Raw genomic sequence first — 23,255 nt, forward strand, 5'->3', positions numbered from 1 at the left:
TTAACAAAAAAACCCCCTGTAAACAATAGAGGGTCTTTTACAATATATTTTACATTGAAATGACTTATACCGCCATAATTTCCTGCTCTTTATCTTTTGTCACGCTATCAACTTTAGCAATGTGGTCATCCGTTAACTTTTGAATATCATCACTATATCCGCGAAGATCATCTTCTGTAATTTCACCGTTTTTCTCTAACTTTTTAAGGTCATCGTTTGCATCACGACGAATATTACGAACTGCTACTTTCGCATCTTCAGACGCTTTCTTCACTGTTTTAACAAGCTCTTTACGACGCTCTTCTGTTAAAGCAGGAATTGATAAACGGATGATTGAACCATCGCTTGTTGGCGTTAGGCCTAGGTCAGATTTCATAATTGCTTTTTCCACTTCACCAAGCTGTGATTTATCATAAGGTTGGATTACCAACATACGAGCTTCCGGTACGCTAACTTGTGCAAGTTGATTAATTGGTGTTGGAACACCATAATATTCAACCGTCACGCGGTCTAATAATGAAGCACTCGCACGTCCAGCACGAATTGAAGCTAATTCACGACTATATGACTGAAGTGCTTTTTCCATTCTTTCCTTTGCATCTTGCAACACTTGTTTTGCCATCATTATTTCCCCCTTACAATTGTTCCAATATTTTCGCCTGTTACGGCACGTTTGATGTTTCCTTCTTCCGTAATCGAGAAGACGATTAGCGGAATATCATTATCCATGCATAGAGAAGAAGCAGTCGAATCCATTACAGCTAGTCCATCCTTTAAGACATCAATGTATGTTAATGTTTCATACTTTACTGCGTCTGGAACTAGTTTCGGATCAGCATTGTATACGCCATCAACATTATTTTTCGCCATTAGAATTACATCTGCTTCAATTTCAGCCGCACGCAACGCAGCTGTCGTATCAGTAGAGAAGTAAGGATTTCCTGTACCTGCTGCAAAGATTACAACGCGTTTCTTCTCAAGGTGACGAACCGCTTTTCTTCTTATGTATGGTTCAGCAACTTGTCTCATTTCGATAGATGTTTGAACGCGAGTTTGTACTCCAATGTTCTCTAAGCTATCTTGAAGTGCTAGTGAATTCATAACAGTTGCAAGCATGCCCATGTAATCTGCAGCTGCACGGTCCATTCCCATTTCGCTACCAATTTTACCACGCCAAATGTTTCCACCACCAACGACTACTGCTACTTCAACGCCTAAGTCATAAACGTCTTTCACTTGCTCTGCAACCGACTTAATGATAGAAGGATTAATACCAAATCCGTCTTCTCCTGCTAATGCTTCGCCACTTAATTTTAATACAATACGATTATATTTTGCTTGACTCATGCCTAACCTCCATCGTCAACGGTGAGATCCATTTTTTTGAAAAAGGGAACACAGAGTGTTCCCCATTTAATCACATTCTTACTTTTTAACTTGGCTCATTACTTCTTCAGCAAAGTTGTCTTGACGCTTCTCAATACCTTCTCCTACTTCAAAGCGTACAAAGCTCTCTACTGTTGCACCTTTGCTCTCAACGAATTGACGAACTTTTTGATCAGGATTTTTAACAAATGTTTGATCTAATAAGCAGATATCTTCGAAGAATTTGCTTAAGCGACCTTCAACCATTTTTGCAACGATTTTTTCTGGCTTACCTTCGTTTAATGCTTGCTGTGTTAATACTTCACGCTCACGCTCAGTCTCTTCAGCAGAAACTTCGTCACGAGATACATATTTAGGGTTGATAGCAGCGATGTGCATTGCAACATCTTTTGCAGCTTGCTCATCAGTTGTACCAGATAATACTGTTAATACACCAATGCGTCCACCCATGTGTAAGTAAGCACCAAATGCGTCAGCATCTGTTTTGCTTACTACAGCGAAACGACGTAGAGAAAGTTTTTCACCAATTGTAGCGATTGCTGAGTTAATGTGCTCTTCTACAGTAGCTCCATTTTCCATTTTTTGAGCAACAGCTTCTTCAACGTTAGCTGGTTTGTTAGCTAAGATATGTGCAGCAAGTTCTTTTGTTAACTTCTGGAAACCTTCGTTTTTCGCAACGAAATCTGTTTCAGAGTTTACTTCAAGAATAACTGCTTCGTTACCTTGTGTTTCGATGTAAGTTAAACCTTCAGCAGCGATACGATCAGATTTCTTAGCCGCTTTAGCAATACCTTTTTCACGTAAGAAATCGATTGCTTTTTCCATGTCACCGCCAGTTTCAGTTAATGCTTTTTTACAATCCATCATACCAGCGCCAGTTTTTTCACGTAATTCTTTTACCATTTGAGCTGTAATTGCCATAATAAATAGCCTCCTTATTTGGGTATGTACTCTATATCAATTAATTAAATCTTTTCAAAAAAAGGTGATAAAAGGCTATTCCCTCTTATCACCTTTCGTGGAATTAAGCAGTAGTTGTTTCAGTTTCAACTGCTGTTTCTTCACCTTGTTTTGCTTCTAAGATTGCATCAGCGATTTTAGAAGTTAAAAGTTTCACAGCACGAATTGCATCATCGTTTGCAGGGATTACATAATCAATTTCGTCTGGATCACAGTTTGTATCTACGATACCAACGATTGGGATGTGTAATTTTTTAGCTTCTGCTACTGCGATACGCTCTTTACGAGGATCGATGATGAATAATGCATCAGGAAGTTGTTTCATATCTTTGATACCGCCTAAGAATTTCTCAAGACGCTCTAACTCTTTTTTAAGTTGAACTACTTCTTTCTTAGGTAGTACTTCAAAAGTACCGTCTTCTTGCATTCTTTCGATGTCTTTTAAACGCTTAATACGTTTTTGGATTGTAGAGAAGTTTGTTAATGTACCACCTAACCAACGTTGGTTAACGAAGTACATACCAGCGCGAGCTGCTTCTTCTTTAACAGAATCTTGAGCTTGCTTTTTAGTACCTACGAATAACATAGTACCGCCATCAGCAGCTAATTCTTTAACGAAGCGGTAAGCTTCTTCTACTTTCTTAACTGTTTTTTGAAGATCGATAATGTAGATACCGTTACGCTCAGTGAAGATATATTTCTTCATTTTTGGGTTCCAACGGCGAGTTTGGTGACCGAAATGTACACCAGCTTCTAGTAATTGTTTCATTGAAATTACTGACATGTGTTTTTCCTCCTAATGGTTTTGATTATCCTCCGCTCATTTCATCTTTAGCCAAAACTACAAAGTGTAGCACCAATGACTAAATCAATGAGCGTGTGTATTAACACCAAAAACAAATATAGCACACTCACTTTTCACAAGCAAGCCTAAAATGCAGTTTATTGTTGAAATTTCAACAATAACTCAATTTCAGTTTTCCCTCTATATAGATTTTTCGCAATTTCTTCGATTGTTAAACCTTTTTTTTGCAGAGAAAGCGCAATTTCTTGTACTTCATTTCTAGATAATTTACCAGCTTCTTCCTTTGTCAGTTCGTTTTCACTTCTTTCAACTTCTTCGGTCATCTCTTGTTGAAGAAGTTCTGCAAAAGACTCTTGTGGTTCGCTTTTTAAATCTATTTTTTGATAAGCAATATCTAACTTTTCTTTCCCTTCCTCATCAGAAGGTCGTTTTGTTATAGACACACCTGGCTGTTCAGCTTCTATTCGCTTCATTCTTTGCTGCACCTTTAGTAGAAAAGCATCGTTTTGAGCATCCACTTCCGCTAAATAAGTCGCCATTGTGCTATCCATTTCCTCTATTATTTCACGCTGTTTTTTTTCTAAAGCATTTACCGAATACAGTTGCTGACGCAACCGCCAAACAACTAGAAGCGTCACACTGTGTAAAACAAAGCTAATCATTAATAAGATATACATTGTAAAATCCCTCTAACCTACATCATTTTATTTAACGTATTTCTTAGTTTGAACAAAGCTTTTGAGTGTATTTGTGAAATACGTGATGTGGATAAACCTAAAACGTGTCCAATTTCAGTAAACGTCAATTCTTCTTTATAAAATAATGAAATGACAAGCTGCTCTTTCTCATTAAGCTTTTCAATTACCCGAACCAGTTCCGCAAAGTATTCTTCTTTTAAAAGATGGTCTTCAGGAGTAATCATTCTCTCGTCACGGATTGTATACGATTGGTGATCACCTTCATCATGCTCTTTTATTGGTTCTTCAATTGATAAAACATTAGCGAAAAAACCTTCATTCATCACATGAATGACTTCTTCTTCTGTCATCTTTACTTCACTAGCAATCTCTTGAACAGTAACATTTCGTAAATAATGTTGTTCAAGTTTTTCAATCGTATGCTCCACTCTTTTGGCTTTTTCACGTGCGCTTCTAGAGAGCCAATCTTCTTTTCTTAATCCGTCTAAAATAGCACCTCTGATACGGAACGATGCATACGTATCAAATTTCAAATCACGTTTATGGTCAAATTTTTCAAGTGCATCATACAACCCCATTAAGCCAAGGCTTTTTAACTCTTCTTTATGTACATTTCGAGGTAAACCCACTCCAATTCGTTGCACATGGTAATTGACAAGCGGCATATATTGCTTCACAAGCAAATTACCAGCCTCTTCATCTCGTTCTTTTGACCATTTTTCCCACCGTTTCTTTTCATCCATTACATTTACACTTGTCATGACGGCTTCTCCCCCTTCTTTCGTACAATAAATAGCTACCCTTTTAGCTTACTGGCTAGATTTCAACCACACCTTTGTTTACCGTTCGAACCATTAGTCGTGAAGTTGTGGGATCGAATTCAATTGTTCTGCCGTTTGTTCCTCCCACATCTTTTGATATTAACCTAATATGATGCTGTTTTAACTCCTGCTCCACAGCTATAATATTTCGAGCGCCAATTTTCATAAAATCATTATTTGAAGTAAATTGAAACATCTGCGCACCACCTGCTATTTTGGCACATAAGCGTCTTTTATTTACACCTAAATGTACGAGCATTTCAATCAAATCAATAATGGCTGTATCTGCATACTTAGCCCGGTTGAATGACTCTTTCACATGCCGAGAATCCGGCAGCATAATATGAGCTAGACCCGCTACCTTTAAGATGTCATCATATAATACAACTCCTACGCACGAGCCTAATCCTGCTGTGCGAATTAAATCAGGTCCTTGCACAACATTCATATCTGAAATACCAACTTTTACAATATGCTTATCCATGCAATGGTACTCCTAATGCTTGAAATAATGGTTGAATAGAATCGTTGTCTGGAACAAGGAGGAAATTCCCTTTCATAACGGAAGAGTGCGCTTGTTCTTGTAACGTTGTTTCAATTATTAAAACCGATTCCATCTGATACCCTTCTTCCAGTAATCCACTCGTCATCGTAGCACCAAGCATATCTACACAAACAGCTGGTAATGAAGGGTAGATATGAAGGTTTGTTAAATCTGCAAGAGCAGTTAAATAGGACCCACATAAAATATTCCCTATTTCACATAGCGTAGACCGCATTAATTCTGATTCAAGGAAATTCAAACTTTCAATTTCTATTGAAGGTTCATCTAATAAATAGCCTAGTAATGTCTTCGTATCATCTACTGATAATAGAAAAAACAAGCTACCTTGAATATCTCCTTTAATCTGTAATAATAGCTGCACTACTACTCGCTCAGGACCTCCAATTTCTTCAACCGCTTCGTTTATATCAGTAACTTTTACGCTTGGAAGCTGCATCTCAATTCTTTTTTTTACTAAATGAGAAAGGGCGGTGGCTGAATTAGCAGCTCCAATATTGCCTATTTCTCTCAAAACATCTAAATGGATTGCGTCAAACTTCAAATTGTCTAAGTTGGTTTTATTCTTGGTCATCCAAACCTAAAACCTTTCCTAAATTCACTAGTACTATTAAACGCTCCTCTACTTTTACAACACCGCTTATATAATCAGCTTCAATACCTTCAATGACTTCAGGTGCTGGTTCAATATGGTCATCATAAATATCTAACACATCGTTTGCTGCGTCTACGATTAAGCCAACTTCAATATCGTTTATTATGACAATAATAATTCGTGTATGATCTGTATGAGTTTGCTCTTGCAAGCCAAACTGCTTTCTCAAATCTAGAATTGGAATTACTACTCCACGTAGGTTGATGACGCCGCGCACATACTTTTCTGTTCGAGGGACTCGCGTGATATGTTGCATTTTCTCAATTGATTTAACCTGCTCTACTGCAATTCCATACTCTTCGTTCCCCAGCTGAAATACAATGAATTTTGTCTCCATTTCGCTCTCCTCCACTACGGTTTAAAACGTTGTTTTCCCAAACATTATTATTTAATTAAAGCATTACAATCAATAATTAACGCTACTTGCCCATCACCTAAAATTGTTGCTCCTGAAATGGCAAACGGAGAAGTTAAGTAATTGCCTAATGATTTTAAAACGATTTCTTGCTGACCTATAAACGAGTCAACAATTAAACCGGCTGTCTTATCACTTTTTCGTACAATCACAACAGGATAAACATCTTTTTCCTCAGAAATTTCCGGTACGTCAAACAGCTTTTTTAGGTTTAATAGCGGTATGATTTTCCCTCGGAAATCAATAACTTCTTGCCCGTGAGCTTTCATAACGTCTTTTTTATTTACAAGTGCTGTTTCAATGATAGATGACAATGGAAGTGCATAGCGTTCATCTTGCATATTAACAAGCAACGCTGAAATGATTGATAATGTTAAGGGTAGTTGGATAGAAAAAGTAGATCCATAGCCTGGTATTGAATCAATTGTCACCGTTCCACCTAAGGACTCAATTGTATTTTTGACAACATCAAGCCCTACACCACGCCCTGAAACATCAGAAATTTGTTCGGCTGTGGAAAAACCAGATGCAAACATAAGATCATATACTTGTTGATCTGTTAAACCTTGAGCACCTGTTTCTGAAACAATTCCTTTTTTCAAGGCTTTTTCTAAAATTTTATCGCGGTCAATCCCTGCACCATCATCTTCAAGGTCGATGAACACATGATTACCACTATGATATGCTTTCAGTCGAACTGTACCTTCCCTCTTTTTCCCATTCTGTTCACGCACGTCCGGCATTTCAATCCCATGGTCTAGCGCATTGCGAAGCAAGTGGACCAGGGGGTCACCAATCTCATCAATAACCGTACGATCAAGCTCTGTTTCAGCACCGATAATCTGCAAGTTGATTTCTTTCCCTAAATCTTTTGCTAGTTGACGAACCATACGTGGAAAACGATTAAAAACAGTCTCGACTGGAACCATACGCATGTTTAAAATAATAGACTGCAAATCTCCAGAGATACGTGACATCCGCTCAACAGTTTCCTCTAACTCTTGATTATTTAAGTCTTTTGAAATCTGCTCAAGGCGCCCTCTATCAATAACTAGCTCTTCAAATAAATTCATTAAGCTATCTAAGCGATCGATGTTCACTCGGATTGTTTTATTAATAGGTGCAGTTTTTGCTGGTGCAGTTTCTTTGACATTAAGGTCATCAGCACGCTCTGTATTAGACTGTTGAGGGCGTGACGTTTGTTTTTCACTATCGTTTGCTACATTTTCTTTTGGCTCCACAGTATTAATCTGAACATGCTCTACTTCAGAGATTTGCATCAGCTGCTCTTTTAACGAACTTTCCTCTTCTTTTGATACCAATACAGCCGTAAATTGTTGATCAAACTGTTCTTGTTCTATATCTTGAACTGATGGGTTTGACTTAACCACTTCACCAGCTTGCTCAAACACGTCAAATACCATATATGCTCGCGCTGCCTTTAATAAGCAGCGCTCATCTAATGTAACGGTTACCTCATATACAAAGAATTCTTGTTGTAACGCTTGGTTTAGAAGGTCCGTTTCAAATTCATCATATACAATGCTAGGTGATACGACTTTACTTTCTGTAGCTGCTGCCACTTCTAATCCTCCGCTTTCTAAAGCCTGGAGTTTCGTTACAATCTCTTGTACATCATATCCTCCGTCACCACCTGTGGCGATTGACTCCACCATGACGTCTAAAGCATCCACTGATTCAAACACTAAGTCGACAACGCGTGTATTTACGCTTAATTGCTGGTTACGAATCGCATCTAGTACATTCTCCATTTTATGAGTAAGGTTCGCTAAATCTTCAAACCCCATCGTTGCTGACATTCCTTTTAACGTATGAGCTGAACGGAAAATTTCATTTACAAAACTAAGATTATTAACATCCTTTTCAAACTCTAACAACTGTTGATTAATATTCTGTAAGTGTTCCTTACTCTCTTCAATAAATACTTCTAAATACTGACTCATATCCATTGAGTGCTCCCCCTATTTCTGCACGTAATGTAAAATACGATTTGCTACATAATGTAATGGCTGTATTTCATCTACTAACCTTGTGGCGATTATAGACTTTGGCATTCCATAAATAATAGCCGTTTCTTCCGACTCGGCAATCGCTATGGTTTGCCCTTTGCTTTTCATATGAATAACGCCTTCCGTTCCATCTGCTCCCATTCCAGTTAATACAACCGCAACTTTTTCATAGTTAGGACAATCTGCAAGCGACTGAAACAAAGTATCAACTGATGGTCGGTGCCCTTTTACCGGTAACGACTGATCCAAAACAGTTATTAATCCTTCTTTAGATTCTTTTACGGTTAGATGGTAGCCTCCGGGTGCAATATACGCACATCCTGGTTCTAACTTTTGATCATCTCTTGCTTCTTTTACCGAAATAGCAGCTAACCGATCTAATCTAGCTGCTAGTGAACTCGTAAAACCAGCTGGCATGTGTTGAACAATTAAAATAGGGACTGGAATCGTTGCAGGAAGCTTTGTTAGAACTTCTTGTAATGCTCTTGGCCCTCCGGTTGATGTACCGATGCAAACCACTTTCTTTAACGGCTTTCGGTCTCCCCTTACCATTGATGATTTCACAGGCTTGTCTTTAATTGATTCTTTTGAATTGAAAGGAAGATTTGCTTTGCTCGCAATATAGAGTTTTGTTAATAGCTCATCTTTTACTTTGTCGATATCTAGTGAAATAGCACCTGAAGGTTTGGCAACAAAATCAACTGCTCCATACTCCATCGCTAAAAATGTATTATTTGCTCCTTCAAACGTTGTACTAGACAACATTACAACAGGAGTTGGCTTAATTTTCATTAATTCTTTTAACATCTCTAATCCGTTCATCACAGGCATCTCTACGTCAAGTGTCATAACATGTGGATTCAATAGCACAGCTTTCTTTAGTGCTTCCTCGCCGTTTCGAGCTGTCCCCACTACGTTAAACCTACCGTCTTCCTCTAGTAAACTAGTAATAACCTTTCTCATAAACGCTGAATCATCAACGATTAATACTTTAATTTTATTCAACTAGCAAACCCTACCTTTCGAGAAATAACTTCTTCAGCTTGGCTACAAATCCAACGCTGTGATTTCTGGTACTAGACGATGTTGCATATTGATTTACAATATTCTTAATTCCTTGGCTTGCACTGCCTTTTGGATATTGTAAAATGAATGGAACCTGACTATTTACCGAATGAGAAACGCAGCGGTCTTCCGCTATTGTTCCTAACAATTCAATTGAGCACTTCAAAAACTGTTTAGCTGCTTGATTAAAGCGTTCATACGTGTTTACACCTTCTTTAATAGAAAGTGACTTATTTACTACCATCTTAAAAGAAGCATTCACATCATATAAATGTAAGAACTTTAATGCAGCGTAACAATCCGTAATTGATGTTGGTTCAGGCGTAGTAATGAGCACCATGTCATCCATTGCCTTTAAAAAAGCAATGACGCCCTCTGTCATTCCTGCTCCCATATCAAAAATTAAGTAGTCATAATCTTGAGAAACGGAGTTAAATTGATCAATTAGATAATGCAAATCATTTTGTTTCCACTCAAATAAAGAAGTAATTCCAGAGCCTCCTGCAATATATGAAAGACCCTTTGGTCCTTGTTTGATGACACGCTGAATGGGCCATTTATTCTCTAACATATCCACGATAGTGTAGGTCGAAGCAATTCCCATTAATACGTCAATATTGCCCATTCCAATATCCATATCAAAAAGCAGCACCCGATATCCTTTCTCTTGTAAAGACAATGAAAAGTTCAGCGAAAAATTAGACTTTCCAACTCCGCCTTTTCCACTAATGACTGCTAATGTCTTAGCCTCCGTCCGTTGATTAGAACCATGTTTGACCGCTGCTACCCTTTTTCTTAAAGCTGCTGCTTGATCATTCATGTTTCCAATCTCCAAACAGATAATCCACTATTTTTTCAGCAGTATATTTCTCTAGATCGTCAGGGACACCTTGTCCAATCGTCATAAAAGCAGCTGGCAGCTGACACTCCGTTAGCACATTAATAATTGGACCAAATGTTGTGGTCTCATCTAGCTTTGTCAAAATAATTGAATCAATTGGTATACTACTAAACTGTTGGTAAACTTTACGTAAATCAGCCATTTTTGCCGTCGCTGCTAACACTAAAAAGGTTTCCATGTGTTCATTAAACGACATCATATTGTGGAGGTCATGAATGTATTGGCTGTCTAAAAAGTTCCGCCCCGCTGTGTCTATGAACACAATATCGTATTCATTAAATATCTGAAGCGCTTGCTGAAAATCTTCATTGTTATAGCAAACTTCAATTGGAACATTCAGAATGGACGCATACGTTTTTAACTGATCGATAGCGGAAATACGATATGTATCAGTTGTAATGAACGCAACTCTTTTATTTTGTTCTAAAATACACGACGCAGCTAATTTTGCTAGCGTTGTTGTCTTACCAACGCCTGTAGGACCAACAACGTTAATATATTTCTTTTGAAATACTTTTGAACGTTCTGAATATGATAGGTAATCTTCAAACCAGCTTTTCAGCCATTCAACCACCTGCTTATCGCCTAGCGAAGGTGTTGTATAATATAACTCCATGACTTTATCTCTTACTTCTTTTAACAATCGTTCTTCGATCTCTTGATGTTGCAAATATGAAATAACTTTTTGAACAAGCAACGGATATTCAACAACAGTATTTCTTAATGGGTGCACCGTTGCAATAAGCTGTTTTAATTCATCAACCTGCTTCATAAGCTGTTCATCTGTACGGTTTTTAACGTATTTTTTAGTTTTTTTTACTTGGTCGTCTACCCCAGCAATTACTTCCAACTTCTTTTTAGTAAAGACACCCATAAATCCACCAACTTTAACAGAACGCGACTTTAAGATCACCGCTTCTGGACCAAGCTCTGCTCGAATAACTTTCATTGCTTCCGGCATTGAAGATGCCACATATTTTTTTACCTTCATGATAAATCAACCACTCCAACGCTCTGAACTTCAATACTTGCTTCTAGTTCGTTATATGATAAAATCGCAACTTGAGGTATATATCTTTCTGTTAGCTGGCGGACATACATCCGTACAGCTGGTGAGCAAAGAACAATCGGTGTTTGATCTTGAAACCCTGCCCCATCAACTTGAGCTACAATATGTTCCACAATGTTTTGGGAAACGTATGGATCCAATGATAAATAGTTCCCATGTTCTGTTTGTTGAACTCCTTCAGCTAGTACTTTTTCAACCTTCCCCGATAGCGTAATGACGCGAAGCAGCTGTTCTCCAGCAGCATACTGGGTGGTAATTTGCCTAGATAATCCTTGACGAACATATTCTGTTAATAGATCCGTATCAGATGTCATCTTTCCATAGTCAGCTAGTACTTCAAAGATAACTGGCAAATTCCGAATCGATACCTGCTCTTTTAATAATTTAGCTAATACTCGCTGGATTTCTCCTACTGAGAGTGGAGATGGGGTAACCTCCTCAATTAAGATTGGATACGACTCTTTTACATGATCAATTAATTGTTTAGTTTCTTGGCGACCTATTAGCTCGTGAGCATATGCTTTAATTACTTCTGTAATATGTGTTGATACCACTGAAGGCGGATCTACTACGGTATACCCAAACATCTCTGCTTGCTCTTTAGTTGCTTCATTAATCCACTTGGCTGGCATTTGAAAGGCAGGCTCAATTGTATCAATGCCTTCTATCATATCGTCACCCATTCCAGGACTAATTGCTAAGTAATGATCGAGCAATAAATCACCTCTTGCCATTTCATTCCCTTTAATTTTTAGCCGATATTCGTTTGGCTGTAGTTGAATATTGTCGCGAATTCTTACAACAGGAATTACTAAGCCAAGCTCTAAAGCAAGCTGACGGCGAATCATAACGATACGATCTAACAAGTCGCCTCCTTGATTTGTATCTGCTAAAGGAATAAGACCATAACCAAATTCAAACTCGATAGGATCTACGCTCAATAAATTCACAACGCTCTCAGGACTTTTCATATCATCAGCTGGCACTTCTTCTTCTGATGCGGCTTCTTCGTTTAAAAGAAGTTTTGCTTTTTTAGGAGATAAGTAATAACCTCCTGCTGCTAGTAAAAGTGCTAATGGAAGTGTTAATAAATCATTGATTGGCGTAATGAGACCAAGAACAGCAATAGTCGCTCCAGTAACATATAGCATTGTAGGAAACGCAAATAGCTGTCCCGTAATATCTTGACTTAAATTCCCTGTAGAAGCTGCTCTTGTTACAATAATACCTGTAGCAGTGGAAATCATTAATGCTGGAATCTGACTGACCAACCCATCACCAACTGTTAATAAAGTAAACGTTTGGGATGCTTCTCCAATGCTCATACCCATTTGCATCATTCCAATAATGATGCCAAATAAAATATTAATTAGTGTAATAACAATACCAGCAATTGCATCTCCCTTTACAAACTTGCTGGCTCCGTCCATTGATCCGTAAAAATCCGCTTCACGCTGAATTTTCTCACGCCTTTGAATGGCTTCTTTTTCGGAAATCATTCCTGCATTTAAATCAGCGTCAATGCTCATTTGTTTTCCTGGCATTGCATCAAGAGTAAAGCGTGCAGCTACCTCTGAAACGCGCTCAGCTCCTTTTGTAATAACTAAAAACTGAATGATAATTAAAATAACAAAAACAACAAATCCTACAAGTGGATTCCCACCGATAACAAAGTTACCGAATGTCTCTACCACACCGCCGGCATTACCTTCACCTAAGATAGCTCTTGTGGTGGATACATTTAACCCCAAGCGAAAAAGTGTCAGCACAAGCAATAACGATGGAAAAACAGATAGCTCAAGCGGCTCTTTCATGTTCATTGATACAAGCAAAACAAGCAGTGCAAGAGATATATTTACCATAATTAACACGCTCAACAACCAAGACGGGAGCGGAATAACAAGCATAACAATAATGAGTACAACACCTATAACAACTGGTAACTCTCTTGCAGACATGAATCATTTCTCTCCTTATTTCTTATAATCTTCAATACTTATACCTTTTTTTGAATGCGATACACATACGCTAAAATCTCAGCTACCGCTTTAAAAAACTCTTCGGGCACCACATCGCCAACTTTCGTTTGTTCATATAAGCCTCTTGCTAAAGGTCGGTTTTCTACCATAATGATTTCATGGCTTTTTGCAACGGCTTTTATCTTTTGAGCTACAAAATCTACCCCGCTTGCCACCACGTATGGAGCATCCATTTTATCTTCATCATATTTTAAAGCAATTGCATAATGAGTTGGATTCGTAATGACAACATCCGCTTTCGGCACTTCTTGCATCATTCTAGACATCGCCATCTCACGTTGTTTCTGCTTAATTTTAGATTTGATGAGTGGATCTCCTTCAACATTTTTATTTTCTTCTTTAATATCTTGCTTTGACATCCGAATGTTTTTTTCAAAATCAAACTTTTGGTACATGTAGTCAAGAACAGATAATAAAAGTAGAACACAAGAGGCTGCAAGGCCCATTTGCAACACTAGTTTTGCTAGCGATACCAGACTGTCTCCGATGCTCCGATGAGATAAAATGAGAACCTCGTCAATGTTAATCCATAATACAGCAAACGTAACGGCACCAATTAAGACGATCTTTAACGTTGATTTCAATAGTTCTACAATGGCTCTCATTGAAAAAATTCTTTTAGCCCCTTTAATTGGATCAACCTTCTCCAATTTTGGCTGAAGGGGTTCAGCTGAAAAGAGGACACCCACCTGCATATAATTAGCTGCAAGCGCACCTACCAAGGCAACGAGCATAATAGGTCCGAGTGCATATGCAATTTCAGGAAGAAGGTCTCGTAGCAAAATAAACACACTTTCTTCCGTAACTTCCGTTAGCATATATGTCTGAAAAGATTCCTTTATAATGAGCATCATCTTTTCAAGCGTATGCCGAGCTCCGAATATAAAATAGAGAAAAACAAGAAGTAGCATAATGGCTGTCGTGACGTCTTGACTTTTTGCTACTTGTCCTTTTTTTCTAGAGTCTTGCCTCTTTTTAGGCGTTGCCTTTTCCGTTTTTTCTCCCGCAAAAAACTGCAAATCTAACCGAACGAGAAACATTTTTATACTCCTCCTAGTAAATGAACCATCGTTCGCATCGCCTCTAGCATGTATTCAAAGATTAGCTGCATCATATAAAACATACTTCCCATAACCACGATTAGAAAAATAAACGCCACGATGATTTTGAGCGGAAATCCTACTACAAAAATATTAAGCTGAGGTACCGTTCTTGCGACGATTCCTAGTGCTATATCAACAAGAAATAACGCGCCAACAACCGGGAGCGACATTTGAACCGCTAATAGGAACATCATGCTAAATGTTTTAATAATTGTCGTCACAAACAGTTCGGTTCCAACTGAAAATGAAAGATCGTTAATCTTTAATACTTCATAACTATGATAAACTCCATCTATTAACAAATGATGACCATTGGTCGATAATAAAAAGAGCAGGGCAAAAATATAAAGGTACTGACCGGTAATTGGACTTTGAGCACCCGTTTGCGGATCCATCACGTTAGCGATAGCAAAACCCATTTGAAAATCAATTAACCCACCAGCAATTTGAATTGCCATGATTACGATATATGCAATTAACCCCATCGAAATTCCAACGAGACACTCCTTAATGACAAGAAGCAAAAAGCGATCATCAAGTGGAATAATTGGAAAATCTAGTGTTGTGACTACAACAAGTGATAAAGCTGCCGCTAGCCCTACTTTGTGAAAAGTTGGAACTGTACGATATGAAAAAAGCGGTACTGTAATAAAGAAAGCGGACAATCGTACTAAAATTAAGAGAAATGCCGGATAAACACTGATTAGCTCCACCATCTTTATCCGATATACCTATGTAGGTTTGAAAAGATATTATACGTAAATGACACCATCTTAGATAACATCCATGGCCCAAAAAATACAATTCCTACAAGTACCGCTACAATTTTTGGCACAAAGGCCAAGGTTTGTTCTTGAATCTGAGTTGTCGCTTGAAAAATACTGACAAGCAAACCGACAACGAGTGCTAATAGCAAAAGTGGACCACACACAATTAAGATTGTATATACGCCTTTTTCTGCTAACGAAATGACAAATTCTCCATTCATGTTTTTCACCTATTGAAAACTTATTAATAATGATTTAACGACTAAATTCCAACCGTCTACTAAGACAAAAAGCAAAATTTTAAACGGCAGAGAAATCATCACTGGCGGTAACATCATCATCCCCATCGACATTAATACGCTGGAAATAATCATATCAATGACAAGAAACGGAACAAAGATCATAAAGCCGATTTGAAAGGCTGTTTTTAATTCGCTAATTGCAAATGCAGGAACCAATGCCGTTAATGGAATTTCTTCTACTGAACTTGGTTTATCCATCTCTGCATATTCTAAAAATAACGCTAAGTCTTTCTGCCTTGTATGAGCACTCATAAACTCTTTCATAGGAAGAGATGCTCGATCGTACGCTTCTGTTAAATTAATTTCTTCATTAAATAAAGGCTGCAAAGCTTCTTTATTCACCTGTGAAAACGTCGGTGCCATAACAAAGAATGTTATGAATAAAGCGAGTCCTAACAGTACTTGATTGGGAGGCATTTGCTGAGTGCCTAATGACGTTCGAACAAACGAAAGAACAATAACAATTCGAGTAAAGCATGTCATTAAAATTAAAATACCTGGAGCAATTGATAGAACCGTTAAAAGCAGCAATAATTGGATTGAGGTTGATACATTTTCAGCATCACTAGCATTAAAAATCTCCATCACTTCATTCATGTTGCTTACGGTTCCTTTCTAATTCTTCCAACTTGGTTTTCCGCTTTTTCATCATCTGATTTAACGATTGTGTAAAAGATTTCATACTTTCAACTGAAATAGCTTCCTTTTCTTTTCGTTCAAATAGTGATGGAAGAACCACTTTATATTCACCATCACTGCGTTGATCTTCGTACTTCTTTAACAACTGCTCCTTGTCTTCTCCAACTACTTCTGAAAGCAGCTCAATATTTTCTCCTACACCTACAACGAACAGCTGCTCACCGACCTTAACAACTTGAACCGATTTACTATTCCCAAGGTTAGTTCCACCTAAATTTTCCACCAACTGATTTTGCTTTAATACATTTCCTTTTGACTTCACAAATTTTAAGACAACTAGCAATAAGCCAATAACAAATGCAAAAGCAACTAACATTTTCACCACTTCACCAGCGGAAATAGTCGCACCTTGATTGGTATCACTATCACCAACTGTGTTAGGGTCCAACTCTTTTTCACAAGCGCTTGGATTTTCTATACATTCTTTCACTGAATCCGATGTTTCTGCCGCTTGCACGCTTATACTATTTTGAAACAACAGACTTCCAGCGATAGCTAAAATAAATACGATATATCGCAGCAACGTTTGCCACCTCTTACCTTTTCATAATACAAAGTGGAGCAGAGCAGCTGCTCCACTTTTTTCTTTATCCTACAGCTTTTGAAATGGCTTCAAGCACACGGTCTGCTTGAAATGGCTTCACAATAAAGTCTTTTGCACCAGCTTGAATTGCATCGATAACCATTGCTTGTTGTCCCATTGCTGAACACATAATTACTTTCGCAGCTGGATTCAGTTGCTTAATCTCTTTTAAAGCCGTAATACCATCCATTTCCGGCATTGTAATATCCATTGTTACGAGGTCTGGCTGATGCTCTTTATAAAGATCGATAGCTTGCATTCCATCAGCAGCTTCCCCCACAACTTCATATCCATTTTTCACAAGAATATCCTTAATCATCATGCGCATAAATGCCGCATCGTCTACAATTAATACTCGTTTACTCATTTTATTTTCCCCCTATATAAAGTTACTTTAATTTATTAATACGATCACGTTGACTAACTATATCCGTCACGCGAACGCCAAAGTTTTCATCAATTACCACTACTTCACCTTTAGCGATTAGCTTGCTGTTAATCAAAATATCGACCGGCTCACCAGCAAGTTTGTCTAACTCAATTATTGACCCCGATGACATCTCTAAAATTTCTTTAACAGTTCGTTTTGTACGCCCTAACTCTACAGTTACTTGAAGTGGTATATCTAACAACATGTCTAAATTATTTGTTTCGGACTGTGATGGTATTTCATTTCCATCAAAAGATGAAAAAGCAACAGGTTGAACATTAACAGGAGCTGCAGGCATAACTGGTTCTTGTTGCAGTGATTCACTCACTTGATTTTGCAAAGGTTGTTGAGATGGCATTTCTTGAACAAGTTCACTCTCTTCTTCTGCGGTCGCAACTGGATTCAGCAGTTCATTTACTAACCCTTTTGCAAAAGGAAGAGATAACAATTGCATAATATTAGAATCGATTAGCGTGCCAACTTTTAGATTGAATGAAACTTTAACTAGCACATCGTCCCCTTCTAATAAGTTCGTGCCTTCTCCTTCTGGAAGATCTAAAATATCAAGGCTTGGTGGCGAAATATCTACTTTCTTTTGAAAAATCGTAGACATAGATGTCGCTGCTGAACCCATCATTTGGTTCATCGCTTCTTGAACGGCACTTTGTTTAATTTCATCTAGTAATTCTCCTGGATTTTCACCGTCTCCACCAAGCATTAAATCAGAGATAATAGCTGCATCACTTTGTTTAATAACAAGTAAGTTTCGACCTGAAATTCCTTCTGTATAATGAACTTCTACCGCAACATGCGGATTGGGAAATTCTTCTTTCAGCTCTTCTTTATGAATCAACGAAACATAAGGCGTTGTAATGTCAACTTTTTGATTTAATAAGGTTGACAATGCAGTAGCAGAGCTACCAAATGAAATATTGCCAATTTCACCAAGCGCATCGCGTTCCATCTCTGTAAAGTGTTTACTAATTTCACTTTCTTCTAGGTTGCTATCTGAAGGCATAGGGTCTAATGAAGACGTTCCTTTTAGCAATGCATCGATTTCATCTTGAGAAAGCATATCTCCTGTCATAACGACGTTCCCCCCTTAAACTGATCTAAAATTTGAATCGCCAATTTCCTTTTTAATTGTCCTGGCTGCGCACTAAATTTCGGTACACCTCCAACTTGAACGATGAGAGGTTGATTAACACCTCGGTCCAAGCGAATGATATCTCCCTTATCTAAAGAAAGGAAATCCTCAATGGATATATCAGTCTGTCCTAGCATCGCAACAACAGGAACGGTTGCACCTTGAACTTGTGTTCGAATCTGCTCAACCTCTAATTCATTTGGCTCTTTTTTAGATGATTGCATCCAATAATGCACTGATAGCTTTGAAATAATAGGCTCCAGCGTAACATGTGGGATACATAAGTTAATCATGCCTGTTTCTTCACCAATTTGTACGCTCAGCGAAATGACTACAACAATCTCATTTGGTGATATAACTTGTAAAAATTGTGGATTAACTTCAAATTCTTCCATTTCTGGATTAATCACAGCAACTGAACTCCATGCCTCTTCCATAATATCCAGCGTTTTATCTAACAAATTACGAAGTAGTTTTGTTTCAATCTCTGTTAAATTATCTATTTTTTTATTTCCTGCTTCTCCTTTGCCACCTAAAATACGGTCTAGCATCGCGTATGCAATATTCGGGTTTACTTCCATAATTACTCTGCCATCCAGAGGTTCGACTGACATGACATTTAAGACCGTCATGCTCGGAACCGAGCGAACAAACTCTTCATAAGGAATTTGATCTGCTGATACAACTGAAACCTGTGTGATTGTTCGCAGTTGAGCTGAAAGTAATGTTGTTAATAATCTCGCATAGTTCTCATAGATCCTTGTTAAACTTCTAATTTGATCTTTTGAAAACCGTAGGGCTCTTTTAAAATCATAGGACCTGACGCGATTTTTCGTGTTTTCATCTTTTAACTGCTGCGCATCCATCTCTCCTGTCGACAGCGCAGACAACAGTGCGTCAATCTCGTTTTGAGACAATACATCACCGGCCAAAAACCTCACCTCCTACCTGCCATTTTTCCATTATTGTAGAACCTTGGAGGTCGTATAAATCTTCACCACATGCCCAGTCTCCATCGAGCTATCGATCTGTTTTGAAATTCGCTCTTCAAGCGCTTCTAAACCTTTTTTTCCCTCGAAATCTTCAGCTGTCATCTCCGATAGTTCTTTAATAATAATGTCTTTTACTTGAAACTCTCTTTTCTGTAGTTCTTCAGCTGCTTTTTTGCTATCCATTTGAATTTTAAATGATAGGCTAATATAATTATTGCTTTTTAAATTTGTTTTAATATCAGCAATGTCAACAGATGAATCAATTACTTCATCAATGGAAGGCGCAGCTTCAGCCGCCGGCTCGCTTGCTAACTTTAGCGTGATAATGACCCCAACACTCCCAATCAATGTTAAAGACAATAAAATAATGATCATAGTGCCAACTAACTTATTTTTAAACACAGCTTATTCCTCCATATCGCGCCGAAGTCCTAACACATTAATCGATTGATAATAAGCGCATACCTTTTCATTCACTTCAGCAATCGACTCTTTTACAACCAACTTTTTATTGTTGGTTAATGTAATAGTTGTGTCAGGAAACGATTCCACTTGCTCTATGTAAATTGCATTTAGCGTAAATTGCTTTCCATTTAACCTTGTTAAAGTCACCATAATTGATAAAAAGCCAAGCTGATCAGCTCAGCTTCTTTCCTCCTAGGCTATCAGTTTATCGTTTTAAGTTGACAAGTTCTTGTAAGATTTCATCAGAAGTTGTAATGATTCGAGTATTCGCTTGGAAACCACGCTGAGATACAATCATTTCCGTAAATTCTTCCGATAAGTCAACATTAGACATCTCTAAAGCACTCGATACAAGCGTTCCTGTTCCGTTTACTCCCGGTTCACTTAAATCAAAAAATTCTGTACCATCAACTTTTGCGCTACCTGAATTGGCTGTTTCAGCAAAGAGATTACCTCCTACCTTTTCAAGGCCATCATTGTTTGAGAATTTTGCTAATCGAACTCTACCCGCTATTTGTAAAGCACCGTCTGAATCAACATAATTTACGACTCCATCTTGACCAATGCTAAAACTTTTAGCTGTATCTGGAATATTTATTGCCCCTATAAACTCCGTTTCATTTCCATTAACGTCATAAACAGAACCAATAAGGTAAAGGCCTTCAGCTGTTACGATGTTTCCACCTTCATCTAAATAAAAATTACCTGCTCGTGTATACAGTGGTCTATCAATTGTTTGGCCATCTGCCCCATTAGCTACAGTAAAGAATCCTTCTCCTGAAATAGCTAGATCAAGTGGGCGACCTGTTGGCTGAATGCTTCCAGAAGTATGTATCGTATCAATTGTTCCAATTTGAGACCCAAGCCCTACCTGCTTTGGGTTCACTCCGCCTCGATCCGCTCCCGGTGCACTCGCTCCTGCTATTTGCTGACTAACTAAGTCTTTAAACGTTGTACGCCCTTTCTTAAATCCGTACGTATTAACATTTGAAATATTATTACCGATTACGTCTAGCTTGGTTTGAAAATTTTTCATTCCACTAATTCCAGAATACATTGAACGTAACATGTAACTTCCCCCTTATTTATAGTGTTCAACGAGTGACAGACAAAATATCGTCAAGAGTTAAAGTTGTATGAGACTCATCATCTAACATAAAAGTAAGCTTGCCGTCTTTTACAGAAGTGGCTTTCACAACAGCTTCGCTTTCTTTATTCGTTTCATCTACCCAAGAAACCGTCTTACCAATAAGCTCGCTACCTTTTAGAATTGGAGATTCACTTTGAACTACTTGTAAAAATTTCTCCATCGATGTACTCATATTTGTCATTTGTTCTAGTGTTGAAAACTGAGCCATTTGAGAAATAAACTCCTTATCTTCCATAGGACTAGTTGGATCTTGATTTTGTAATTGAGTAATTAAAATCTTTAAGAAGTCATCTTTTCCAAGCGAGCTTGTTCCTGTTTGCTTTTGCTGCACGGGCTGATTTGCCAAATACAAATCAGACTGAACCTTATTTGTCATATACATCACCTACACATTGTAGTTAATTAACGCTTCTTCTAATGAGTGAGAAAAGATTTGATTAGTTTCGTCATTTTCGTCTTTTTCGTCTTTTTCTTCAACTCGTTTTTCTTGCTGCTTTTGTTCTTGATGTTCTTCGCCGTTAGTCATCCATTGTTCTGCTGTGTGAAAAACGTCAATTTTATCTACTTGCACCTGCTGACTAATAAGCGTTTGTTTCAAAGACCCTAGCTGAGTATCTAAGAGATCTTTTGTCTGAGCAGATGATGCGATAATACGAGCGACAGTCTCATGGTTTCGCTGCACTAGTTCAATTTGAATGGAGCCTAGCCTTTCAGGGAAGAGCTTTAAAACTAGCTTCGTTTGAGACGCATTATGCTGAAAAGAAGCTTTCACTAATAGCTCTTGTACCTGCTTCATCACCTGTGATGCCTGCATATCTTTGGGCAAATTCGTATTTACATGAAACGATAGCTGCTGCAACTTACTCATTTCACCCGGTACAAACGTCGCTTTATCAACAGGAGTTTTTTGCTTACCTAACTCATCCGTTTCCATGCTTATTAATTGTCTAGTTGGCAGTGAGTGATTATCACTTGCTGAAGCAATTTTTTGTGTAATCAGTTCAATAAGCTGTTTCATTTCTTTACGAGAAAACTGAACAGATTGTATCTCAGGCTGCTGCAGCTTTTCTTGCAATGCTTTTAGTTGACTGGATTCCACTGGAACAAGCTCTCGCAAGGTTTGAAAAAACTGTTGAAATTCCTTAACGAAATTTTTTGCACTTTCTGGCAATGTGACATCCGCTAAGTACGCCTGCAAATTCGTAGCATTGGAAAGCAATTGCTTCAGCTTAGATTCTTTTACTCCGCTTGTAGGGAGCTGTTGAATAAGATCAACAAAAGGCTTAAACAAAATACTTTGCTCTTCATTTTCTATCTTTTCAACATTCCCTTCTTCTAAATGAAGCTCAAGAAGCGCCAAGAATTCAGCCAAATCTTCGTTATCATCTACGTTCATCATTTGATTGTTCAAAGGATGACTAATAGAATGACTGTTCGTGCTGAGATTATCAGTCGTTTCCAGCTCTCCGAATAGCATTGCTTGAAATAAAAAAGGATGTTCTTTCTTAACTGTACGATCTACGTTTTGCTTCTCATTCATAACTGGAAGCATAGGCTGCATAGCTACCTTCATTCTTTCACCTCCATTACTCACTTAACGGCTCAGCTAGTAAGCTTGTATAGCGAGCTGCAACGGCAGGGTCCATCTTTTCTAAGACTTTCGTGCGTGCATCCGTTTTTAACGCTTTTAGCAGCAAGATTGCTTCATTTTCTTTTAATTCGGTAAAAATGAGAGCTGCTTTCGTCGGGTTCATCTTTTCATAAGTAGAGACAATGTCTTTCTGTTTATCGTCTCCACCGTCTTGTTCTTGACTAGCAACATCTTTCTCATCTTCTGAATCTCTAATCTTAATTTTTAACTCATCAATCTCGCGCTCTTTAGCCGTTATTTTTTCTTCTAAACTTCTAATATTGTCTTCTTTCTTTTGAAGCTTTTCATTCAGGCTCTTTATTTGATTTTCTAACTCTTTATTCGCCTGTTGCTGATTAGTAGATTTTAAGCTTTCATTATTGTCTCCTATTAAAGGAAGAGATGAAGTTACCGACGAGATTTTCTCTTGAACATCGACTCCACTAATTGTTAGACCAATATAAATAGCTGTAATAATAAACAGCAGGGGTATAAAAATAATAAACAAGAAGACTTGCCACTTACTATTTCTTTTTTCTTCTATTTCTTCATATTCATCTTGCTTTTTTCTAGCCATCTTC

28 protein-coding genes are annotated in these 23,255 nt (G+C 37.9%); all 28 read right to left on the reverse strand.

Going from position 1 to position 23,255, the window contains the following annotated elements; genetic code table 11:
- Positions 1-64: 64 nt before the first annotated feature.
- On the reverse strand, positions 65-622 hold the full coding sequence (gene frr, locus LZP85_RS13480; RefSeq protein WP_025908957.1) for a ribosome recycling factor: 558 nt from the start codon (positions 620-622) through the stop codon (positions 65-67).
- 2 nt (positions 623-624) lie between these two features.
- Positions 625-1,347 (reverse strand): UMP kinase, encoded by a 723-nt coding sequence (pyrH, locus tag LZP85_RS13485; protein WP_025908958.1) that lies wholly within the window; start codon positions 1,345-1,347, stop codon positions 625-627.
- A gap of 78 nt (positions 1,348-1,425) precedes the next feature.
- Complete coding sequence (tsf, locus tag LZP85_RS13490; RefSeq protein WP_025908959.1) at positions 1,426-2,307, reverse strand: translation elongation factor Ts; 882 nt, start codon at positions 2,305-2,307, stop codon at positions 1,426-1,428.
- Between the two features lie 103 nt (positions 2,308-2,410).
- Positions 2,411-3,130 carry a 30S ribosomal protein S2 gene (gene rpsB, locus LZP85_RS13495; protein WP_025908960.1) on the reverse strand — a complete coding sequence of 240 codons (720 nt, stop codon included), beginning with the start codon at positions 3,128-3,130 and terminating at the stop codon, positions 2,411-2,413.
- A gap of 158 nt (positions 3,131-3,288) precedes the next feature.
- Positions 3,289-3,828 (reverse strand): hypothetical protein, encoded by a 540-nt coding sequence (locus tag LZP85_RS13500; protein WP_119542582.1) that lies wholly within the window; start codon positions 3,826-3,828, stop codon positions 3,289-3,291.
- Positions 3,829-3,845: 17 nt separating this feature from the next.
- Positions 3,846-4,610 (reverse strand): FliA/WhiG family RNA polymerase sigma factor, encoded by a 765-nt coding sequence (locus tag LZP85_RS13505; protein WP_025908962.1) that lies wholly within the window; start codon positions 4,608-4,610, stop codon positions 3,846-3,848.
- 55 nt (positions 4,611-4,665) lie between these two features.
- Entirely contained in the window at positions 4,666-5,154 is a 489-nt protein-coding gene (locus LZP85_RS13510) for a chemotaxis protein CheD (RefSeq protein ID WP_061784570.1), read from the reverse strand.
- The gene (locus tag LZP85_RS13515; protein WP_119542580.1) at positions 5,147-5,806 is read right to left on the reverse strand and encodes a chemotaxis protein CheC; all 660 of its coding nucleotides are present in this window, start codon (positions 5,804-5,806) and stop codon (positions 5,147-5,149) included. Before LZP85_RS13515 ends, LZP85_RS13510 begins: the two co-directional genes overlap by 8 nt.
- Positions 5,793-6,224 (reverse strand): chemotaxis protein CheW, encoded by a 432-nt coding sequence (locus tag LZP85_RS13520; RefSeq protein WP_025908965.1) that lies wholly within the window; start codon positions 6,222-6,224, stop codon positions 5,793-5,795. Before LZP85_RS13520 ends, LZP85_RS13515 begins: the two co-directional genes overlap by 14 nt.
- Before the next feature lie 47 nt (positions 6,225-6,271).
- Entirely contained in the window at positions 6,272-8,272 is a 2,001-nt protein-coding gene (locus LZP85_RS13525) for a chemotaxis protein CheA (RefSeq protein ID WP_206782069.1), read from the reverse strand.
- 12 nt (positions 8,273-8,284) lie between these two features.
- The gene (locus LZP85_RS13530; RefSeq protein WP_206782070.1) at positions 8,285-9,337 is read right to left on the reverse strand and encodes a protein-glutamate methylesterase/protein-glutamine glutaminase; all 1,053 of its coding nucleotides are present in this window, start codon (positions 9,335-9,337) and stop codon (positions 8,285-8,287) included.
- A gap of 10 nt (positions 9,338-9,347) precedes the next feature.
- Entirely contained in the window at positions 9,348-10,217 is an 870-nt protein-coding gene (locus tag LZP85_RS13535) for a MinD/ParA family protein (protein ID WP_119542577.1), read from the reverse strand.
- Positions 10,210-11,289: a flagellar biosynthesis protein FlhF gene (locus LZP85_RS13540; RefSeq protein WP_226639500.1), complete on the reverse strand. Its 1,080-nt coding sequence runs from the start codon at positions 11,287-11,289 to the stop codon at positions 10,210-10,212. The genes LZP85_RS13535 and LZP85_RS13540 overlap by 8 nt, the downstream gene beginning before the upstream one ends.
- Positions 11,286-13,325 carry a flagellar biosynthesis protein FlhA gene (gene flhA / locus LZP85_RS13545; RefSeq protein ID WP_119542575.1) on the reverse strand — a complete coding sequence of 680 codons (2,040 nt, stop codon included), beginning with the start codon at positions 13,323-13,325 and terminating at the stop codon, positions 11,286-11,288. The genes LZP85_RS13540 and flhA overlap by 4 nt, the downstream gene beginning before the upstream one ends.
- Positions 13,326-13,363: 38 nt before the next feature.
- Complete coding sequence (gene flhB, locus LZP85_RS13550; protein ID WP_025908971.1) at positions 13,364-14,446, reverse strand: flagellar biosynthesis protein FlhB; 1,083 nt, start codon at positions 14,444-14,446, stop codon at positions 13,364-13,366.
- Positions 14,447-14,448: 2 nt separating this feature from the next.
- Positions 14,449-15,225, reverse strand: coding sequence for a flagellar biosynthetic protein FliR (gene fliR, locus LZP85_RS13555; protein ID WP_206833499.1), 777 nt, complete (start codon positions 15,223-15,225; stop codon positions 14,449-14,451).
- A 2-nt stretch (positions 15,226-15,227) separates the two neighbouring features.
- Positions 15,228-15,497, reverse strand: coding sequence for a flagellar biosynthesis protein FliQ (gene fliQ / locus LZP85_RS13560; protein WP_025908973.1), 270 nt, complete (start codon positions 15,495-15,497; stop codon positions 15,228-15,230).
- A 9-nt stretch (positions 15,498-15,506) separates the two neighbouring features.
- Positions 15,507-16,175, reverse strand: a complete 669-nt coding sequence (gene fliP, locus LZP85_RS13565; protein WP_025908974.1) for a flagellar type III secretion system pore protein FliP — start codon at positions 16,173-16,175, stop codon at positions 15,507-15,509.
- Positions 16,168-16,800, reverse strand: a complete 633-nt coding sequence (locus tag LZP85_RS13570) for a flagellar biosynthetic protein FliO (protein WP_119542574.1) — start codon at positions 16,798-16,800, stop codon at positions 16,168-16,170. The genes fliP and LZP85_RS13570 overlap by 8 nt, the downstream gene beginning before the upstream one ends.
- 64 nt (positions 16,801-16,864) lie before the next feature.
- Positions 16,865-17,227, reverse strand: coding sequence for a response regulator (locus tag LZP85_RS13575; protein WP_025908976.1), 363 nt, complete (start codon positions 17,225-17,227; stop codon positions 16,865-16,867).
- 22 nt (positions 17,228-17,249) lie between these two features.
- Positions 17,250-18,377 carry a flagellar motor switch phosphatase FliY gene (fliY, locus tag LZP85_RS13580; RefSeq protein ID WP_061784578.1) on the reverse strand — a complete coding sequence of 376 codons (1,128 nt, stop codon included), beginning with the start codon at positions 18,375-18,377 and terminating at the stop codon, positions 17,250-17,252.
- On the reverse strand, positions 18,374-19,369 hold the full coding sequence (fliM, locus tag LZP85_RS13585; protein ID WP_061784579.1) for a flagellar motor switch protein FliM: 996 nt from the start codon (positions 19,367-19,369) through the stop codon (positions 18,374-18,376). Before fliM ends, fliY begins: the two co-directional genes overlap by 4 nt.
- 30 nt (positions 19,370-19,399) lie before the next feature.
- Entirely contained in the window at positions 19,400-19,831 is a 432-nt protein-coding gene (gene fliL, locus LZP85_RS13590) for a flagellar basal body-associated protein FliL (RefSeq protein WP_119542573.1), read from the reverse strand.
- A gap of 3 nt (positions 19,832-19,834) precedes the next feature.
- Entirely contained in the window at positions 19,835-20,044 is a 210-nt protein-coding gene (locus LZP85_RS13595; protein ID WP_025908980.1) for a flagellar FlbD family protein, read from the reverse strand.
- 55 nt (positions 20,045-20,099) lie between these two features.
- Entirely contained in the window at positions 20,100-20,963 is an 864-nt protein-coding gene (gene flgG, locus LZP85_RS13600) for a flagellar basal body rod protein FlgG (RefSeq protein ID WP_025908981.1), read from the reverse strand.
- A gap of 25 nt (positions 20,964-20,988) precedes the next feature.
- Positions 20,989-21,420, reverse strand: a complete 432-nt coding sequence (gene flgD / locus LZP85_RS13605) for a flagellar hook assembly protein FlgD (protein WP_025908982.1) — start codon at positions 21,418-21,420, stop codon at positions 20,989-20,991.
- 9 nt (positions 21,421-21,429) lie between these two features.
- Positions 21,430-22,617, reverse strand: a complete 1,188-nt coding sequence (locus tag LZP85_RS13610; protein WP_226639498.1) for a flagellar hook-length control protein FliK — start codon at positions 22,615-22,617, stop codon at positions 21,430-21,432.
- Positions 22,618-22,630: 13 nt separating this feature from the next.
- On the reverse strand, positions 22,631-23,251 hold the full coding sequence (locus LZP85_RS13615; protein ID WP_119542571.1) for a MotE family protein: 621 nt from the start codon (positions 23,249-23,251) through the stop codon (positions 22,631-22,633).
- Positions 23,252-23,255: the final 4 nt, after the last annotated feature.

Origin of the sequence: Priestia flexa, from assembly GCF_021441905.1 — a bacterium.
GTDB lineage: Bacteria > Bacillota > Bacilli > Bacillales > Bacillaceae_H > Priestia > Priestia flexa.

Bases quoted from the DNA above. Each gene is read 5' to 3' on its own strand.
- frr (WP_025908957.1), bottom strand. From the start codon at position 622: ATGGCAAAACAAGTGTTGCAAGATGCAAAGGAAAGAATGGAAAAAGCA.
- pyrH (WP_025908958.1), bottom strand. From the start codon at position 1,347: ATGAGTCAAGCAAAATATAATCGTATTGTATTAAAATTAAGTGGCGAA.
- tsf (WP_025908959.1), bottom strand. From the start codon at position 2,307: ATGGCAATTACAGCTCAAATGGTAAAAGAATTACGTGAAAAAACTGGC.
- rpsB (WP_025908960.1), bottom strand. From the start codon at position 3,130: ATGTCAGTAATTTCAATGAAACAATTACTAGAAGCTGGTGTACATTTC.
- LZP85_RS13500 (WP_119542582.1), bottom strand. From the start codon at position 3,828: ATGTATATCTTATTAATGATTAGCTTTGTTTTACACAGTGTGACGCTT.
- LZP85_RS13505 (WP_025908962.1), bottom strand. From the start codon at position 4,610: ATGACAAGTGTAAATGTAATGGATGAAAAGAAACGGTGGGAAAAATGG.
- LZP85_RS13510 (WP_061784570.1), bottom strand. From the start codon at position 5,154: ATGGATAAGCATATTGTAAAAGTTGGTATTTCAGATATGAATGTTGTG.
- LZP85_RS13515 (WP_119542580.1), bottom strand. From the start codon at position 5,806: ATGACCAAGAATAAAACCAACTTAGACAATTTGAAGTTTGACGCAATC.
- LZP85_RS13520 (WP_025908965.1), bottom strand. From the start codon at position 6,224: ATGGAGACAAAATTCATTGTATTTCAGCTGGGGAACGAAGAGTATGGA.
- LZP85_RS13525 (WP_206782069.1), bottom strand. From the start codon at position 8,272: ATGGATATGAGTCAGTATTTAGAAGTATTTATTGAAGAGAGTAAGGAA.
- LZP85_RS13535 (WP_119542577.1), bottom strand. From the start codon at position 10,217: ATGAATGATCAAGCAGCAGCTTTAAGAAAAAGGGTAGCAGCGGTCAAA.
- LZP85_RS13540 (WP_226639500.1), bottom strand. From the start codon at position 11,289: ATGAAGGTAAAAAAATATGTGGCATCTTCAATGCCGGAAGCAATGAAA.
- flhA (WP_119542575.1), bottom strand. From the start codon at position 13,325: ATGTCTGCAAGAGAGTTACCAGTTGTTATAGGTGTTGTACTCATTATT.
- flhB (WP_025908971.1), bottom strand. From the start codon at position 14,446: ATGTTTCTCGTTCGGTTAGATTTGCAGTTTTTTGCGGGAGAAAAAACG.
- fliR (WP_206833499.1), bottom strand. From the start codon at position 15,225: ATGGTGGAGCTAATCAGTGTTTATCCGGCATTTCTCTTAATTTTAGTA.
- fliQ (WP_025908973.1), bottom strand. From the start codon at position 15,497: ATGAATGGAGAATTTGTCATTTCGTTAGCAGAAAAAGGCGTATATACA.
- fliP (WP_025908974.1), bottom strand. From the start codon at position 16,175: ATGAATGAAGTGATGGAGATTTTTAATGCTAGTGATGCTGAAAATGTA.
- LZP85_RS13575 (WP_025908976.1), bottom strand. From the start codon at position 17,227: ATGAGTAAACGAGTATTAATTGTAGACGATGCGGCATTTATGCGCATG.
- fliY (WP_061784578.1), bottom strand. From the start codon at position 18,377: ATGACAGGAGATATGCTTTCTCAAGATGAAATCGATGCATTGCTAAAA.
- LZP85_RS13595 (WP_025908980.1), bottom strand. From the start codon at position 20,044: ATGGTGACTTTAACAAGGTTAAATGGAAAGCAATTTACGCTAAATGCA.
- flgG (WP_025908981.1), bottom strand. From the start codon at position 20,963: ATGTTACGTTCAATGTATTCTGGAATTAGTGGAATGAAAAATTTTCAA.
- flgD (WP_025908982.1), bottom strand. From the start codon at position 21,420: ATGACAAATAAGGTTCAGTCTGATTTGTATTTGGCAAATCAGCCCGTG.
- LZP85_RS13610 (WP_226639498.1), bottom strand. From the start codon at position 22,617: ATGAAGGTAGCTATGCAGCCTATGCTTCCAGTTATGAATGAGAAGCAA.
- LZP85_RS13615 (WP_119542571.1), bottom strand. From the start codon at position 23,251: ATGGCTAGAAAAAAGCAAGATGAATATGAAGAAATAGAAGAAAAAAGA.